Source organism: Mycobacterium sp. (assembly GCF_036273375.1).
Taxonomy (GTDB): Bacteria; Actinomycetota; Actinomycetes; order Mycobacteriales; family Mycobacteriaceae; genus Mycobacterium.
The window spans coordinates 1-15,178 of record NZ_DASUHS010000254.1 but is presented as its reverse complement, the minus strand read 5'-3'; the positions used below and the strand labels follow the sequence as shown (position 1 = coordinate 15,178).

Sequence of the window (15,178 nt, the reverse complement as noted above, 5' to 3'; positions counted from 1 at the left end):
GAGGGTGAACTTCGCGGCCGGCTTCCCGTCACGCGCCGTCTCCGAGATCGACCCCACCCGGCCGATCTCCACACCGTTATAAGTCACCTTCGAACCCGGATCCATCACCAACCCGGCACGCGACGCCAACATCGTCAACTGGGTCTTGGGAGTGAAACCTCCGCGAAACTGGATGTAGACCAGGGTGAAGATCACGGCGAGAACCACCAGCACGACAAAGGTGATGATCCGGTAGGGCGGCTCTCGCGAGTCGTTGATCTGAACGGGTGAACCTTCCATGGCCTACACCGTGAGCCCGGAAATCATCAGGCACCACCAGCTATACGGTTGGTGGCCCAGATAACCCACCGTCGCCAACCCTGCCCCTCACCTCGGGACCGTCGCCACCCGGCGTTGGCCTGTACACCTATGCAATACGACCAGTGAAATGTACCGCGATGCAGTGGCACAAACAAAAGCAACGGCGGAAAACGGCGGGCGCACAACATGATCTTTCGAACAACCACCCCTACAGATGGCCGCTCACCGATCATCCCGAAAGCCAATTATGTTCTCCTGCATTGGTTCGCGTCCTAGGTGTGTGTGTGTTTACGGGTTGATGGTGTTATCCCCTACCTGGCGGCCTCCCGGGCGCTGCGGCGAATCACCCGCCAGCCTTTGCCAGGGGCTCGGTACACACATGCAATAACGAAGACCCATGAAATGTACCGCGAGCACCGCGCGGGCGCGAACCGCTATTCACATAATTCGGCGGACGCCTCGGCTGGAGAGCGCCCGGTCTACGCTCGACAACGGACTAAGAAAGGTGCGCGATGCTCGCAGCGTTCGGCTTCGAATCCCTGGGCGTGGTCGTCGGGGACATGTATTTCATCGACCCGTCCCCGCTCGAGGGTCAGGAGACCCCGGAGCGTGGAGTCAGACTGGAACTGCGCCTGGTCGACCGGGCCGCGCCCCACGGCTCGATCTACGCCGGCGTCCCGATCGCCTTCACCCGCCCCGTGTGGCGAGTGGACCTCTTCGGGTCCACGGAGAGCCCGCCCGGGACGCTGGACCGGGCCCATCACCATCCGCGTTTCGACGGCTGGGAGCCCAGTAACCGGCACTTTGTCCCCGAGCTGTCCGCCGATCCGCTGTCCTGGTTGACCGAGCAGCTGGCCGACCCGGCCGCCATCCTGGCCCGCGCCGGCGTCGACACCGACGAGGTCAGCGAAGCCGACACGACCGGACTCGCAGCGGCGGCGCCGGAGATCGTCGCCGCGGTCAAACGGTTGCTCGACGGCGTGCGCAACGGCGAATTGGCCCCGGCCCCCGCTGAGCCGGTCGCCGCCGCCCGCACCGGCTGGCTCTGAATTGCGTTAGCGTCGTCCGCGTGACCCTCAACAACATCGCCCTGACCACCCTCGACGGCCGGCCGACCACGCTGGCCGAATTGTCCGACGGCGCAACGCTGGTCGTCAACGTAGCCTCCAAATGCGGGCTGACTCCGCAATACACGGCGCTGGAGAAGCTGGCCAAGGACTACGGCGAGCGCGGCCTGACGGTCGTCGGCGTGCCCTGCAACCAGTTCATGGGCCAGGAGCCGGGCACGGCCGATGAGATCCAGGAGTTCTGCTCGACGACCTACGGGGTGACGTTCCCGCTACTGGCGAAGACCGACGTCAACGGCGATGACCGCCACCCGCTGTACGCCGAGCTGACCAAGACCGCCGATGCCGACGGTCACGCCGGAGACATCCAGTGGAACTTCGAGAAGTTCCTCCTCGCCCCCGGCGGTGAGGTGGTGCACCGGTTCCGGCCCCGCACCGAACCCGACGCCCCCGAGGTCATCAGCGCCATCGAGGCCGTGCTGCCCCGCTAGGCATGAAAACGGCCCCCGGAGAAATCTCCGAGGGCCGTTTTACCTGGTAGCGGGGACAGGATTCGAACCTGCGACCTCTGGGTTATGAGCCCAGCGAGCTACCGAGCTGCTCCACCCCGCGTTGGTGAATGCCAGGTTACCGAACCGGTGTCACGGCGACCAAATCGCGGGCTCAGCGGGGTAGCGGCCCGGGTCAGTGCGACGGCGGGTTCAGCCCGTACCGCTGCGCGATGTCGTCCATCCACTCCGGCGACCCGTAGGTAAGCCCGTACTTGTCGGCGAGCTCGCCGAACTCGGGCAACTCGTGCAGCGGGTTGCCCGCAGGGTCGTCGGCGTGCTCGATGAGCAGCTCGCCGAGTTCCCGGAAATAGTTCTCGAATCCGCCCGGGGTGATGATCTCGACGATGCGGCCCGGCTCGCTGCCGGCGTTCCACATGGCGTGCATCTGTCCGCGGGGCTTGGTGATGTAGCCACCGGGACCCAGGACCACCTCACTGTCGTCGGAGCGGAAGCCGATCTCGCCGGCCAGGACTATCGAATGCTCGTCCTCCCGGGTGTGCCGGTGCGCCGCGGTGAGCAGGCCGACCGCGAATGGGTGCTCGACGATGGACACCTCGCCGCCGTTGGTCTTGCCGGACAATTTGAACACCGCCCCGAAGCCCGGGAGGGTGACGACGTCGCCCTCCCCCGGCTGCACCACCGTGACCCCGATGTCGTTTCGCTCGGTCATGTGACTCACCTTTCTCCGAATATTCTTGGGCTGCAATGGCCGGCCGCTATGTCAGCCCGCCGCGGCCAGGCCGGTCGTCATGTCGGCGTGCGGCGGCCACAGTGGTTGCGGCACTTCGATACCGAACGACTTGTCCCAGCCGTTGCGGGATGAAACCTCATGCACCGGATGGCGGTTGGCCGCGACGCCCCACTTGCCCAACGGATAACCGAGGGTGAGCATGGCCGACATCTTCCAGCCTTCCGCAACAGGCACGCCCAGTAATTCGTTCACCTCGTCCTCGAAATTGCGGAGCACCATCGTCATGACGCCGCCGACGCCTTCGGCACGGGCGGCGAGCAACGCACTCCAAATCGCCGGGAAGATGTTGGCGCCGCCGTAGTCGTCGATGGCGAAGACGAAGAGCAACAAGGGAATTTCTTGGAAATGGTCGGCCAGGTAATCGCCCGAGCCTTTCATTCGGCGCATCGTCGCGGCGTGAGCGGCCGGGTCCGCACCGGGCGCCGTCGCCACCATCGGACCTGTTCCCGTGCTGAACTTCTCGTATTCGAGGGCACGGGACTTGCGGAAAAGTTGGGCGAACTTGCGGATGAGTTCCGGATCGTCCACGGCGACAAAGTGCCAACGTTGGGTGTTACCCCCGTTGGGGGCGCGAATCGCCGCATCGAGGATGCGGGCCTGCGTGTCCAGCGGGATCGGATCCGGCCGCAACCGCCGCATCATCCTGGTGGTGTAAAGGCCTTCGTAGATGTCCATTGGTCTGCTCCCTTCCGCTACTCGGGCCAGCTGTTGTTGAGGATCTTGTCGACGAAGTCGACACGCTCGAAGGCGGGATCGAAGTGCGCCAGCACGTCGGCGTTCATGGTGCCGTCGGTGGTCCGCGGGCGGTGCTTCATGCCGTTGTCGAACGCCGCCAGAATGCGCTGTTTGAACTGTGGGCGCGGATGGGCGGTGGTCACCGCGGCCAGCGCCTCGGGGGCCAACTGCTCGCGTCCGACCCCGACCACGTCGACTTCCACGCCGGCCTGTAGCAGGGCGACCTCGGGTGCCATGAACTCGGGCACGCCGGGGGTGGTGTGCAAGGCGATGCCGACCCACACCTTGTCAGCGTCGGGTTGGTCGACGCCGTGGTTCAGCAGGAAGTCCCGGGCCGCGTTGGCGCCGTCGACCTCGAAGCGGACGGCGGAGCCACGGTAGCGCTCGGTCAGCCCGAGGTCGTGGAACATCGCCGCGACATAGAGCAGCTCCACGTCCGGTTGCAGTCCGCGACGCTGGCCCTGCAATGCGCCGAAGAAGAACACCCGCCGGGAATGATTGAAGAGCAACTCGTCCTCGGTGTCGCGGATGAACTCGGTGACCTCGCGCGCCAGCGCGGTGTCGGGAACGTGGATGCCGGCGATGGTGTCAATTGAGCTGGTAGTCATGTTGTTCTCTCCTTCTCCGGTGATCTCCGTTATGAGTGTGCGGCCGCACGGGCAATCCGACCCGGCCGGTTCGGGCCGTCCTCTCCACAGAAAGCGACACAATGGCTGGGTGGCTGCAGCCAGAGCGCGTTCTCGGGTGGTGGTGATCGTCGTCTTTGACGGGGTGACGCTGTTAGACGTCGCGGGGGCGGGTGAAGTGTTCGTCGAGGCCAACCGGTTCGGCGCCGACTACCAGGTCAAAATCGCGTCCGTGGACGGGCGCGATGTGACCAGCTCGATCGGGGCGCGATTGGGCGTCACCGACAGCATTTCGGCGATCGACTCCGCCGATACCGTCATGGTCGCCGGCAGCGACGACCTGCCCGCCCGAGCCATCGATCCCGCCCTGGTGGAGGCCATCCGGTCGGTGTCGGCACGGACCCGGCGTCTGGCGTCCATCTGCACGGGGTCCTTCATCCTCGCGCAGGCCGGGGTGCTGCGCGGCCGTCGCGCGACCACGCACTGGCACGACACCCGGTTGTTGGCCCGGGCTTTCCCGGATGTGACCGTCGAGCCGGACGCGATCTTCGTGCGCGACGGCGACATTTTCACCTCGGCCGGCATTTCCTCGGGCATCGACCTCGCGCTGGCGTTGGTCGAAATGGATTACGGGACCGAACTGGTCCGCGACGTGGCCAGGTGGCTGGTCGTCTACCTCAAACGCGCGGGCGGCCAATCACAATTCTCGGTGTTGCTCGAGGCCGATCCCCCGCCGCAGTCGCCGCTGCGCCCGGTCACCGATGCGATCGCGGCCAACCCCGGCGCCGACTACAGCGTGAAAAAGCTTGCGGCCCTGGCATCTTTGAGCACACGCCAACTGACCCGGCTGTTTCAATCCGAGCTCGGGATGAGCCCGGCGCGCTACGTCGAATTAGTTCGGATCGATTTCGCCCGTGGCGCACTGGAAGCCGGCCGGTCGGTCACCGAGACCGCGGGCATGGCCGGCTTCGGCAGCATCGAAACGCTGCGACGGGTATTCGTCAATCATCTGGGCATCAGCCCGAAGGCCTATCGGGACAGGTTCCGAACGGCCTACGCCTGAAAGCTATTTGGTGTTGTTGTACTTGGTGATCGCGTCGTCCAGCCGCTGCAGCGCCGCACCATAGCCAGCGAAATCGCCCTTCTTCTGCGCGTCCTTGGCCTCGCCGATTGCCGCCTGAATCTCTTGTAGGGCAGCGGATTTGGCGGGCGACAGCGTCACCGATCCGTCGGGCACCGAGGGTGCGGCGCCCGACGGCGCTGATCCGGGCGTCGCGACCGGCGCCGGAGCGCTGGCCGGCGGACTCGCCGCGGGTGTCCCCGCCTCGGTGGGCTGGATGCCCGTCGCGGCCGCACCCGCGCCCGGACCGAACAACCCGGTCAGGGCGTCCCGCACGGTGGGGCCGTACCCAATCTTGTCGTTGTACATCATCGCCACCCGGATCAGCCGCGGATACGACGACGCCGCGTCGCTGGCCCCCGGAGAGGCATACACGGGTTCGACGTAGAGCAGGCCGCCCTGCCCTACCGGCAAGGTGAGCAAGTTGCCCCACCGGATCCGGTTCTGATTGTCGCGCCCGATCACGCCGAGGTCCTGGGACACCGCCGGATCTGTGGTGATCGCGTTGTTGGCCAGCTTCGGCCCGTTGACCTGACCCGGGATGGTCAGCACGGTGATCCTGCCGTACGTCGCCGGGTCGGAGCTGGCGCTGATGTAGGCGGCCAGATAATCGCGCTTAAACCTGTTCATCGCGCTGGTCAGCTGATACGACGCCGTATTGTCGTTCTTCGCAATGTTTTTCGCGACGATGTAGTACGGCGGCTGGTAGCTGCTGGCCGTCGGGTTCGGATCCAGCGGCACGTCCCAGAAATCCGAGGTGGAAAAGAACGTCACCGGATCGTTGACGTGGTACTTCGCCAGCAGCATCCGCTGCACCTTGAACAGGTCCTCGGGATAGCGCAGGTGCTCGGCCAGCTCCGGGCTGATGTTGCTCTTGGGCTTCACGGTGCCCGGGAACACCTGCATCCAGGCCTTGAGCACCGGGTCCTGTTCGTCTTGCTGGTACAGCGTGACGGTGCCGTCATAGGCGTCCACGGTCGCCTTCACCGAGTTGCGGATGTAGGAGACCCGCTTGTCGGGCGCCAGCTTGTTGAACGCCACCTCGTTGGAGTCCGCGGTCGCCGACTCGAGTGACGTGAGTTCGGAATACGGGTAGTTGTCCAACGTGGTGTAGCCGTCGATGATCCACACCAGTCGCTTGTTGACGATCGCCGGGTACACCGCGCTGTCGGTGGTCAGCCACGGCGCCACCGCCTCCACCCGTCGCGCCGGATCGCGGTTGAACAGGATCTTGCTGTTCGAGCCGATCACGTTGGAGAACAAGAAATTTCGCTCGGCGAACTTGGCGGCGAACACGCTGCGCGACAGCCAGTCGCCGAGCGGGACGCCGCCGAGCCCGGTGTAGGTGTAGTTCTTGGTCTCGTTGTTGGTCTCGTAGTCGTATTCGCGATCGGTGCCGTTGCGCCCGACAATCGCGTAATCGGCCGACGTGTTGGAGATGACCGGCCCGAAGTAGACGCGCGGCTGGTCGAGTTGCGCCGGGCCGTCGGACACCACCCCTCCATTGGCGCCGACGACGTTGACCAGGAATTCGGGGTAGCCACCGTTTTGGTTGGGATCGTTGGCGACGCCGCGGACCGTGTTGGCCGGCGAGGCGATGAACCCGTTGCCGTGGGTGTAGACGCTGTGCCGGTTGATCCAGTCTCGCTGATTCTCGATCAGCCGGTCGGGGTTGAGTTCGCGGGCCGCCACCACGTAGTCACGCAACGCGCCGTTGCGGTCCTGGTACCTGTCGATGGAGAGCTGGTCGGGGAAGTAATAGAAATTCTTGCCCTGTTGGAACTGGGTGAACGCTGGGCTGATGATCGTCGGGTCGAGTAGTCGGATGTTGGACGTGGTCGCGCGGTCGTCGGCGACCTGCTGGGCCGCGGCCTGTGCGTCGCCGGTGTAGTTGCGATACGTGACCTGGTCCGAGGTCAGGCCGTACGCTTGTCGCGTTGCGGCGATGCTGCGGCTGATGTATTCGCTTTCCTTCTGCGCGGCATTGGGTTTGACGCTGATCTGCTCGACGATCAGCGGCCACCCGGCGCCCACGATCAACGACGACAGCAGCAACAAGACCAACCCGATCGCCGGAATCCGCAAATCCTTGAGCACGACGGCGGAGAACACCGCGGCCGCGCAGATGACCGCGATGGCCATGAGGATCAGCTTCGCCGGCAGCACCGCGTTGATGTCGGTGTACCCGGCGCCGGTGAAGGGTTTGCCGCCGCGGGTGTGGGACAACAACCCATAGCGGTCCATCCAGTACGCAATCGCCTTGAGCACGACCAACATCCCGACCAGGGTGACCAGCTGGATCCGCGCGGAACGGCTCAGCACGCCCGTCCGACCCGACAGCCGGATGCCGCCAAAGATGTAGTGGGCCAACAGGTTGGCGACGAAGGCCAGGAACACCGCGACGAACAGGTAGCTGAGCAGCAGCCGGTAGAACGGCAGCTCGAACGCGTAGAAACCGAGATCCTTGCCGAACTGCGGGTCCTTGATGCCGAAGTCACCGCCGTGCAAGAACAGCTGGATCCGCACCCAATAGCTTTGCGCGATGATGCCGGCCAGCAGGCCGACAGCCACCGGGATTCCGGCGCTCACCAGTCGCAACCGGGACAGCACTAGGGTGCGGTAGCGCGCCACCGGATCGTTCTCGTTACTCGGCACGAACACCGGGCGGGTGCGGTAAGCCACCGCGAGCCCGGCGAACACGATGCCGCCCACCAGCAGACCGGCGATCAAAAAGAGCACGAACCGGGTGACCAGCACCGTGGAAAACACCGAGCGGTAGCCCAGCTCGCCGAACCATAGCCAGTCGACGTAGGCGTCGATCAGCCGCGGACCCGCGAGCAGCAGAGCGATCACACCCAGTGCGATCAGGATCAGAATCCGGCTACGCCGAGTCAGCTTCGGCATCCGTGCGGTGGGCCGCATCCCCACTGGCTACGCTCCCTGATCGATTGCTAGACGGTGACAACTCTACGCATGGCCACTACCCGTGACCGCCAGCGTTCGCTAGCAGCTTGGCGGCTGCCCGCCCGATCCGATCACGTGCAGCGCATCCACTGCCTGGTCGAGCGTCTCGACCTTGACCAGTCGCAGGCCGGACGGATTGTCCGAGTTGGCCTCGTAGCAGTTCTTCGCCGGCACCAGAAAGACCGTGGCCCCGGCCGCATGCGCGGCGACCATCTTGTGGGCGATGCCGCCGATCTGGCCGACCTTGCCGTCGGACGAAATCGTCCCAGTGCCTGCGATGAAGTTCGACTTGGCCAGGTCCCCGGTGGTCAACTTGTCGACGACCGCCAGGCTGAACATCAATCCGGCGGACGGTCCACCCACGTTGGCCAGGTTGAAGTCCACGGTGAACGGCGCCCATGGCGCGTCGAGCACCGCGACACCCAGGAAGCCATAGTCGCGGTCCTTGTTGGCGCCCAGCGTGACCTGTGCCACACCGGCCGGCTCGTTCTTGCGGCGGTAGTCGATCGTCAACACCTGGCCCGGCTTGGTGCTCTTCAGCAATCCGGTGAACTCGTCCACGGTGGCCACCGGCACGCCGTTGACCGCGTCGATGGCGTCGCCGGTCTTGAGCTTGCCCGCCGAGGGACCCGGCTCGGAGACCTTGGCAACCGTCACCGCCGCGGGGTACTTGAGGTAACCCAGGGCCGCATAGGCGGCGCTGTCTTCGGATTGCTTGAAGTCCGCGTTGTTGGCCTTATCGACGTCCTCGCGCGACTTGCCCGGCGGATAGATGAGGTCGCGCGGTACCAGCTGTTCCTGGTCCGAAAGCCACAGCGTCAGCGCCTCGCCCAGCGTCAAATCGTCACGCTGGGACACCGTGGTCATGTTGAGGTGGCCGGTTGTCGGGTGCGTCTGGGTGCCCTCGATCGCCACCACCTGCTTGCCGTCCACCTCGCCGAGCGTGTCGAAGGTGGGGCCGGGCCCCAGCGACACAAACGGCACCGTCACCACCGCCAGCAACACGCCGAACACCAGGATCGGCACCAGCGCGACCATCAAGGTCAGGATGCGCCTGTTCACGCCGATCACACTAGACGGCGCCCGCGGCGCGGTGTTCAGCTACGACGTTCGGTTACCGGGTTCAGCTTCAAGCTGACCCGAGGTCGCGCCGTCTGACCTTAGGGTGAGTACCGTTGGGGGTATGGCTGACCTGCCTTTCGGCTTCTCCGGAGACGACCCCGACAAGCACGGGAAAAAAGATCCCGATTCGGGCTCGAACCCGTCTGACCCGTTCGCCGCCTTCGGCATGAGCGGTGAATTCGGCATGGGCGACTTGGGCCAGATCTTTACCCAACTGGGTCAGATGTTCAGCGGCGCGGGCACTGTCGGGCCCGGTGGAACCGCCTCGGGTCCGGTCAATTACGAATTGGCGCGGCGGGTTGCGACGGATTCGATTGGTTTTGTGGCCCCGGTTCCCGACACCACCAACTCGGCGATCACCGACGCGGTGCGTCTGGCCGAAACCTGGCTGGACGGGGCCACGGCGCTGCCCGCGGGCACCACCAAGGCGCTGGGGTGGACCCCCGGCGACTGGGTCGACAACACTTTGGAGACGTGGAAGCGGCTGTGTGACCCGATGGCACAACAGATTTCGACGGTGTGGGCGGCGTCGCTGCCCGAAGAAGCCAAGAGCATGGCCGGCCCGCTCATGCAGATGATGTCGCAGATGGGCGGTATGGCGTTCGGCTCGCAGCTCGGACAGGCGCTGGGCCGATTGTCCCGCGAGGTGCTGACATCGACCGATATCGGTTTGCCGTTGGGGCCCAAGGGAATTGCGGCGGTAATGCCCGACGCCGTCGAGTCGTTCGCCGCCGGGCTGGAGCGCCCGCGCAGCGAGATCCTGACGTTTCTGGCGGCGCGTGAGGCCGCCCACCACCGGCTGTTCAGTCATGTGCCGTGGCTGTCGAGCCAATTGCTCGGTGCCGTCGAGGCGTATGCGATGGGCATGCAGATCGACATGTCCGGCATCGAGGAGCTGGCGCGCGACTTCAATCCGGCGTCGTTGTCGGACCCGACGGCGATCGAAAACCTGCTCGGGCAGGGCGTTTTCGAGCCCAAGGCGACGCCGGCACAGATGCAGGCACTGGAACGTCTGGAAACACTGCTCGCCCTGATCGAGGGCTGGGTGCAGGTGGTGGTGGCCGGCGCGCTGGGCGACCGGATTCCCGGCGCGGCCGCGCTGGGCGAGACGATGCGCCGCCGCCGGGCCAGCAGCGGCCCCGCCGAGCAGACCTTCGCGACGCTGGTCGGCCTGGAGCTGCGGCCCCGCAAGATGCGTGAGGCCGCCGCGTTCTGGGAGCGCCTGACGGAGGCCGCCGGGATCGACGCCCGCGACGGGATCTGGCAACACCCCGACCTGCTGCCCGACGCCGATGACATCGACGAGCCGGCGGGCTTCATCGACAGGGTCATCGGCGGCGACACCAGCGGAATCGACGAGGCCATCGCCAAACTCGAGCGCGAGGGCCAGGGTCCCGACGGCCCGAGTGCCGACGGCGGCTCTGTGGATAACTGACCGGAGCCATCACCCCCGGCGTGACACAGTTGCGCGGTGTCGTCGGCCGTCCTTTCCACGTATGCGCTGGATCCCGCTTTGCCGGTGCTGCTGCGTCCCGACGGTGCGGTCCAGGTGGGCTGGGACCCGCGCCGCGCGGTGCTGGTCCGCCCGCCCGACGGCCTGGCCGCCGCCGAGCTGGCCACGCTGTTGCGCACGATGTGGTCGCCGACCCCGCTCTCGGAGTTGCAGCGCCGCGCGCTCGACCGCGGCCTGGCCGACGCCGACGGTCTGCGAAACCTGGTCGCGCAATTGGTCGGTGCCGGGGTCGCCACCGAATGCGGGCGACCGCGCGCCCGGGCGGCCTCGGTGCGGATCCACGGCCGCGGGCCGCTCTCCGAGCTGCTGGTGGAAACCTTGCGCTGCTCGGGCGCCCGGATCGCGCACAGCAGCCAACCGCACGCCGCGGTGTCGGCCGACGACGTTGATCTGGTGGTGCTGTCGGACTTCCTGGTCGCCGACCCGCGCATGGTGCGCGACCTGCACAACCAGGGCGTCGCGCATCTGTTGGTGCGGGTGCGCGACGGCATCGGGCTGGTGGGTCCGCTGGTGATTCCCGGCGTGACCAGCTGCCTTGGGTGCGCGGATCTGCACCGCCGGGACCGCGACGCGGCGTGGCCGGCCATCTGCGCACAGCTGCGTGAAACCGTCGGCGTTGCCGATCGGGCCACCTTGCTGGCGACCGCGGCGTTGGCGCTCGGCCAGGTGAACCGGGTGATCGCGGCCGTGCACGGGCAGGAGGCGGCCGAGCCCGCGCCTCCCCAGACGCTGAACGCGACCCTGGAATTCGACCTGCACTCCGGCGCGATCGTCACGCGGCAGTGGGCAAAACATCCGTTGTGCTCCTGCTAAAGCACCTACTTCCCTTGCGGCGCTTGACGTTGTGACCACCGGGCGGCGGCCGTTCACTCCGATGACCTGCGCTTACGAAGTGTGACAACGAGTGTTGTCGACATCTCTCCACATCGCGCTGGCCATCATGGATGATGGGTACGTGGCAGACATCAAAAGGGGCCGTGCTGCGCGGAATGCGAAGCTGGCCAGTATTCCGGTCGGATTCGCCGGCCGAGCAGCGCTCGGATTCGGTAAACGGCTGACCGGAAAGTCCAGGGACGAGGTCCAGGCCGAGCTCCTGGAAAAGGCCGCCCACCAACTGTTCACCGTCCTCGGCGAGCTCAAGGGCGGCGCGATGAAGGTGGGCCAGGCCCTGTCGGTGCTGGAAGCCGCGATTCCCGAGGAGTTCGGCGAGCCGTACCGCGAAGCGCTGACCAAGCTGCAGAAAGACGCCCCGCCGCTGCCCGCCGCCAAGGTGCACCGCGTGCTCGATGCCCAGCTGGGCACCAAGTGGCGCGAGCGGTTCAGCTCGTTCGACGACAGCCCGGTGGCATCGGCCAGCATCGGTCAGGTCCACAAAGGCGTGTGGTCCGACGGCCGTGAGGTGGCGGTCAAGATCCAGTACCCGGGTGCCGACGAGGCGCTGCGGGCCGACCTCAAGACCATGCAGCGCCTGGTCGGCGTGTTCAAGCAGCTCGCGCCGGGCGCCGACATCCAAGGCGTGGTCGACGAGCTGATCGAGCGCACCGAGATGGAGCTGGACTACCGGCTGGAGGCCGAGAACCAGCGTGCCTTCGCCAAGGCCTACGAGAACGACCCGCACTTCGCGGTGCCGCGGATCGTGGCCAGTGCGCCGAAAGTGGTGATCCAGGAGTGGATGCAGGGCATCCCGATGGCCGAGATCATCCGGCACGGCACCACCGAGCAGCGCGACTTGGTCGGTACGCGGCTACTCGAGCTCACGTTCGACGCACCGCGCCGGCTGCAGATGCTGCACGGCGACGCCCACCCGGGCAACTTCATGCTGCTTCCGGAGGGCCGCATGGGCGTGATCGACTTCGGCGCCGTCGCGCCGCTACCCGGCGGGTTGCCGGTCGAGCTCGGGATGAGCATTCGGCTGGCCCGCGACAAGAACTACGACATGCTGTTGCCGACGATGGAGAAGGCCGGCTTCATCCAGAAGGGCCAGCAGGTGTCGGTGCGCGACATCGACGACATGCTGCGCCAGTACGTCGAACCGGTCGAGGTCGAGGTCTTCCACTACACCCGCAAATGGCTGCAGAAGATGTCCGCCATCGAGATCGATCGGTCGGTGTCGCAGATCCGCACTGCCCGCCAGATGGACCTGCCGCCCAAACTGGTCATCCCGATGCGGGTGATCATGTCGGTGGCCGCGATCCTGTGCCAGCTCGACGCCCACGTGCCGATCAAGGCGCTGTCCGAAGAGCTGGTCCCCGGCTTCGCCGAACCCGACAGCGCGGTCGTCTAGTTCCCTCGCCCTAGGCGGCGGCCCCGTCCTGCCGACGGACCTTGCGGGGACGTCCGCGCGGCCGTTTGAAGCTCAGGACCGAGCCGCGGTCGATGATTTCGCCGCCCCATACGCCCCAGGGTTCGGCCCGTTCCAACGCCGCGGCCAGGCACTGCCGCCGGACGGGGCAGCCGGTGCACAGCGTCTTGGCCCGCTCGAGATCGGCCGGGGTGTCGGCGAACCACAGGTCGGGATCGCCGACGTGACACGGCAGGGCTTGTCTGGGGACTGTCGGTGCCGACATGTCCTACCACCTACTTCCTGATCTGGGTCGCTGTCTTTGGCAGTGATCCGGACCAGGTCGAAGAGTTGCCGACCTACAACTATGGCCACGGATCCTGGTGACTTCGGGTCCGTGGCCATTGGGAGAAAACCGGGCTGGTGCTTACCTTGCCTTGGGTGGGCCCCCGACATCTACGGACGCGTCGGTCACGGCGGCGGCGCGATGCTTACGCGCGGCCGCCGAGGCGGCATGGGAGGTCCCCGCGGCCAGGACAGGGCGGGTCGCGCGGGCCACGCCTACACCGAACGCGTCGTTGATCATCGTGGCCACCCTCCTTCTCCGTAGTGCCGAGTTGCGGTTTCGAGGGTAAACGGTCACCGCCGATGATTACAACCGATTTTCTGACCAGCGTATTTACCGGTCAGCGCACGCGGACCAGTTCCAACACGTCGGGGCCGTACTGTTCCAGCTTGCGGGCGCCGATGCCAGGAATCCCGATCAGTGCCTCCTCGTCGTCGGGCCGCAGCTCGGCGATCGCGATCAGCGTGTTGTCGGTGAAGACGACGTAGGCGGGGACCTTCTGCTCCTTGGCGATGTCCAGCCGCCAAGCCTTGAGCCGCAGCAACAGGTCCTCGTCGATGTCGGCGGCGCAGGTCTCACAGCGCCGCAGCATGACGGCCGCCGGGGTGGTCAGGTTTTTGTTGCATATCCGGCAGCGGGTCGCGGTGCCCCGGTTACGCCGGGACTTGTTCGGCGTCGCGTCGGCCCGCGCCTGGGGTGCGATGCCGTTGAGGAACCGCGACGGCTTGCGGCCCTGGCGCCCACCAGGGCTGCGGGCCAGCGCCCAGCTGAGCGCCAAATGCATTCGGGCCCTGGTGATCCCGACGTAAAGCAGGCGCCGCTCCTCCTCGACCGCTTCGCTCTCGGCGCCGTGTGACAATGCGTGCGAGATGGGCAGCGTGCCGTCGGCCAGGCCGACCAGAAACACCGCGTCCCACTCGAGCCCCTTGGCGGCGTGCAGCGACGCCAGCGCGACGCCCTGCACCACCGGTGGGTGCCGGGCGTCGGCCCGCGTCCGCAGTTCGGCCACCAGCCCGGGAAAGTCGAGCTGCCGACGCTGGGCCACCTCGTCGTCGACCAGTTCGGCCAGCGCGGTCAGCGCTTCCCATCGCTCCCGGGCCCGGGTGCCGACGGGTTCCTCGGCCGTCAGCCCCAACGGCTCCAGAATTGTTCGGACCGCGGTGGGCAGTGGCTCCTCCAGGGGCTCGCCGCCCCTGCGCTCGGCGCCCCGCTGCAGCGCCAGCAGGGCCTGCTTGATCTCCTGGCGGTTGAAAAACCCCTCGCCGCCGCGAACCTGATAGGGAATGCCGGCCTCGGTCAACGCCTCCTCGTAGATCTCCGACTGCGCGTTGACACGGTAGAGCACGGCGATCTCCGACGGCGGGGTGCCGGATTCGATGAGCCGCTTGATCGACGCCGCGACCGCGGCGGCCTCGGCCGGTTCGTCGGGATGCTCGCGAAACGACGGCGCCGGACCCGGCGCCCGCTGACCCACCAGGTGCAGCTTGCTGCCGGCGACCCGGCCGCGGGCCGCCGCGATCACCTGGTTGGCCAACGTCACCACCTGCGGGGTGGAACGGTAGTCGCGCTCCAGGCGCACCACCGTGGCATCGGGGAACCGGCGGGAGAAGTCGAGCAGGAACCGCGGAGAAGCCCCGGTGAACGAGTAGATGGTCTGGTTGGCGTCGCCCACCACCGTCAGGTCGTCGCGATCGCCCAGCCAAGCCGTCACCACCCGCTGCTGCAACGGCGTGACGTCCTGATATTCGTCGACGACAAAGCAGCGGTAGCGGTCCCGGAACTCCTCGGCTACCGCGGGATCG

At 66.6% G+C, this 15,178-nt stretch carries 15 protein-coding genes and 1 tRNA gene; 6 read left to right on the top strand and 10 right to left on the bottom strand.

Annotated features, from left to right (window positions below):
- On the bottom strand, window positions 1-279 hold a 279-nt coding region (locus VFW69_RS22770; protein WP_526504870.1), incomplete at its 3' end, for an MlaD family protein.
- 533 nt (window positions 280-812) lie between these two features.
- Between VFW69_RS22770 and VFW69_RS22765 the strand changes: the two genes are divergently transcribed.
- Together VFW69_RS22765 and VFW69_RS22760 are read left to right on the top strand one after the other, a co-directional pair.
- Window positions 813-1,349 carry a hypothetical protein gene (locus VFW69_RS22765; protein ID WP_526504868.1) on the top strand — a complete coding sequence of 179 codons (537 nt, stop codon included), beginning with the start codon at window positions 813-815 and terminating at the stop codon, window positions 1,347-1,349.
- A gap of 20 nt (window positions 1,350-1,369) precedes the next feature.
- Window positions 1,370-1,858 carry a glutathione peroxidase gene (locus VFW69_RS22760; protein WP_526504866.1) on the top strand — a complete coding sequence of 163 codons (489 nt, stop codon included), beginning with the start codon at window positions 1,370-1,372 and terminating at the stop codon, window positions 1,856-1,858.
- Between the two features lie 44 nt (window positions 1,859-1,902).
- On the opposite strand, the gene VFW69_RS22755 is transcribed toward VFW69_RS22760, so the two are convergent.
- The 4 genes from VFW69_RS22755 to VFW69_RS22740 form a co-directional block, all read right to left on the bottom strand.
- Window positions 1,903-1,979 (bottom strand) — tRNA-Met (locus tag VFW69_RS22755).
- A 72-nt stretch (window positions 1,980-2,051) separates the two neighbouring features.
- Complete coding sequence (locus VFW69_RS22750) at window positions 2,052-2,588, bottom strand: cupin domain-containing protein (protein ID WP_526504864.1); 537 nt, start codon at window positions 2,586-2,588, stop codon at window positions 2,052-2,054.
- Window positions 2,589-2,639: 51 nt separating this feature from the next.
- Window positions 2,640-3,344 carry a nitroreductase family protein gene (locus tag VFW69_RS22745; protein ID WP_526504862.1) on the bottom strand — a complete coding sequence of 235 codons (705 nt, stop codon included), beginning with the start codon at window positions 3,342-3,344 and terminating at the stop codon, window positions 2,640-2,642.
- 17 nt (window positions 3,345-3,361) lie between these two features.
- Complete coding sequence (locus VFW69_RS22740) at window positions 3,362-4,012, bottom strand: HD domain-containing protein (protein ID WP_526504860.1); 651 nt, start codon at window positions 4,010-4,012, stop codon at window positions 3,362-3,364.
- Between the two features lie 109 nt (window positions 4,013-4,121).
- Here VFW69_RS22740 and VFW69_RS22735 point away from each other — a divergent pair, with 109 nt between their 5' ends.
- Window positions 4,122-5,093, top strand: coding sequence for a GlxA family transcriptional regulator (locus VFW69_RS22735; protein ID WP_526504858.1), 972 nt, complete (start codon window positions 4,122-4,124; stop codon window positions 5,091-5,093).
- Window positions 5,094-5,096: 3 nt separating this feature from the next.
- Here the strand turns inward: VFW69_RS22735 and VFW69_RS22730 are convergent, their stop codons facing one another.
- Together VFW69_RS22730 and VFW69_RS22725 are read right to left on the bottom strand one after the other, a co-directional pair.
- The gene (locus tag VFW69_RS22730) at window positions 5,097-8,078 is read right to left on the bottom strand and encodes a UPF0182 family membrane protein (protein WP_526504856.1); all 2,982 of its coding nucleotides are present in this window, start codon (window positions 8,076-8,078) and stop codon (window positions 5,097-5,099) included.
- 75 nt (window positions 8,079-8,153) lie between these two features.
- A complete protein-coding gene (locus VFW69_RS22725; RefSeq protein WP_526504854.1) occupies window positions 8,154-9,176 on the bottom strand; it encodes a YlbL family protein in 1,023 nt (340 codons plus the stop codon).
- 121 nt (window positions 9,177-9,297) lie between these two features.
- Here VFW69_RS22725 and VFW69_RS22720 point away from each other — a divergent pair, with 121 nt between their 5' ends.
- The 3 genes from VFW69_RS22720 to VFW69_RS22710 all read left to right on the top strand — a co-directional run bounded on the left by VFW69_RS22720 (window position 9,298) and on the right by VFW69_RS22710 (window position 13,033).
- Window positions 9,298-10,671 carry a zinc-dependent metalloprotease gene (locus tag VFW69_RS22720; protein WP_526504852.1) on the top strand — a complete coding sequence of 458 codons (1,374 nt, stop codon included), beginning with the start codon at window positions 9,298-9,300 and terminating at the stop codon, window positions 10,669-10,671.
- 36 nt (window positions 10,672-10,707) lie between these two features.
- Window positions 10,708-11,562 carry a cyclodehydratase gene (locus tag VFW69_RS22715; protein ID WP_526504850.1) on the top strand — a complete coding sequence of 285 codons (855 nt, stop codon included), beginning with the start codon at window positions 10,708-10,710 and terminating at the stop codon, window positions 11,560-11,562.
- A gap of 127 nt (window positions 11,563-11,689) precedes the next feature.
- On the top strand, window positions 11,690-13,033 hold the full coding sequence (locus tag VFW69_RS22710) for a macrolide-binding ATPase MABP-1 (protein ID WP_526504848.1): 1,344 nt from the start codon (window positions 11,690-11,692) through the stop codon (window positions 13,031-13,033).
- A 10-nt stretch (window positions 13,034-13,043) separates the two neighbouring features.
- Here the strand turns inward: VFW69_RS22710 and VFW69_RS22705 are convergent, their stop codons facing one another.
- From VFW69_RS22705 to VFW69_RS22695, 3 genes are all read right to left on the bottom strand, one after another.
- Window positions 13,044-13,316 carry a WhiB family transcriptional regulator gene (locus tag VFW69_RS22705; RefSeq protein ID WP_526504846.1) on the bottom strand — a complete coding sequence of 91 codons (273 nt, stop codon included), beginning with the start codon at window positions 13,314-13,316 and terminating at the stop codon, window positions 13,044-13,046.
- A 141-nt stretch (window positions 13,317-13,457) separates the two neighbouring features.
- Window positions 13,458-13,625, bottom strand: a complete 168-nt coding sequence (locus VFW69_RS22700) for a hypothetical protein (protein WP_526504872.1) — start codon at window positions 13,623-13,625, stop codon at window positions 13,458-13,460.
- A gap of 91 nt (window positions 13,626-13,716) precedes the next feature.
- On the bottom strand, window positions 13,717-15,178 hold a 1,462-nt coding region (locus VFW69_RS22695), incomplete at its 5' end, for a 3'-5' exonuclease (RefSeq protein WP_526504844.1).

Bases quoted from the DNA above. Each gene is read 5' to 3' on its own strand.
- VFW69_RS22745 (WP_526504862.1), bottom strand. From the start codon at position 3,344: ATGGACATCTACGAAGGCCTTTACACCACCAGGATGATGCGGCGGTTG.
- VFW69_RS22765 (WP_526504868.1), top strand. From the start codon at position 813: ATGCTCGCAGCGTTCGGCTTCGAATCCCTGGGCGTGGTCGTCGGGGAC.
- VFW69_RS22705 (WP_526504846.1), bottom strand. From the start codon at position 13,316: ATGTCGGCACCGACAGTCCCCAGACAAGCCCTGCCGTGTCACGTCGGC.
- VFW69_RS22710 (WP_526504848.1), top strand. From the start codon at position 11,690: ATGGATGATGGGTACGTGGCAGACATCAAAAGGGGCCGTGCTGCGCGG.
- VFW69_RS22750 (WP_526504864.1), bottom strand. From the start codon at position 2,588: ATGACCGAGCGAAACGACATCGGGGTCACGGTGGTGCAGCCGGGGGAG.
- VFW69_RS22740 (WP_526504860.1), bottom strand. From the start codon at position 4,012: ATGACTACCAGCTCAATTGACACCATCGCCGGCATCCACGTTCCCGAC.
- VFW69_RS22720 (WP_526504852.1), top strand. From the start codon at position 9,298: ATGGCTGACCTGCCTTTCGGCTTCTCCGGAGACGACCCCGACAAGCAC.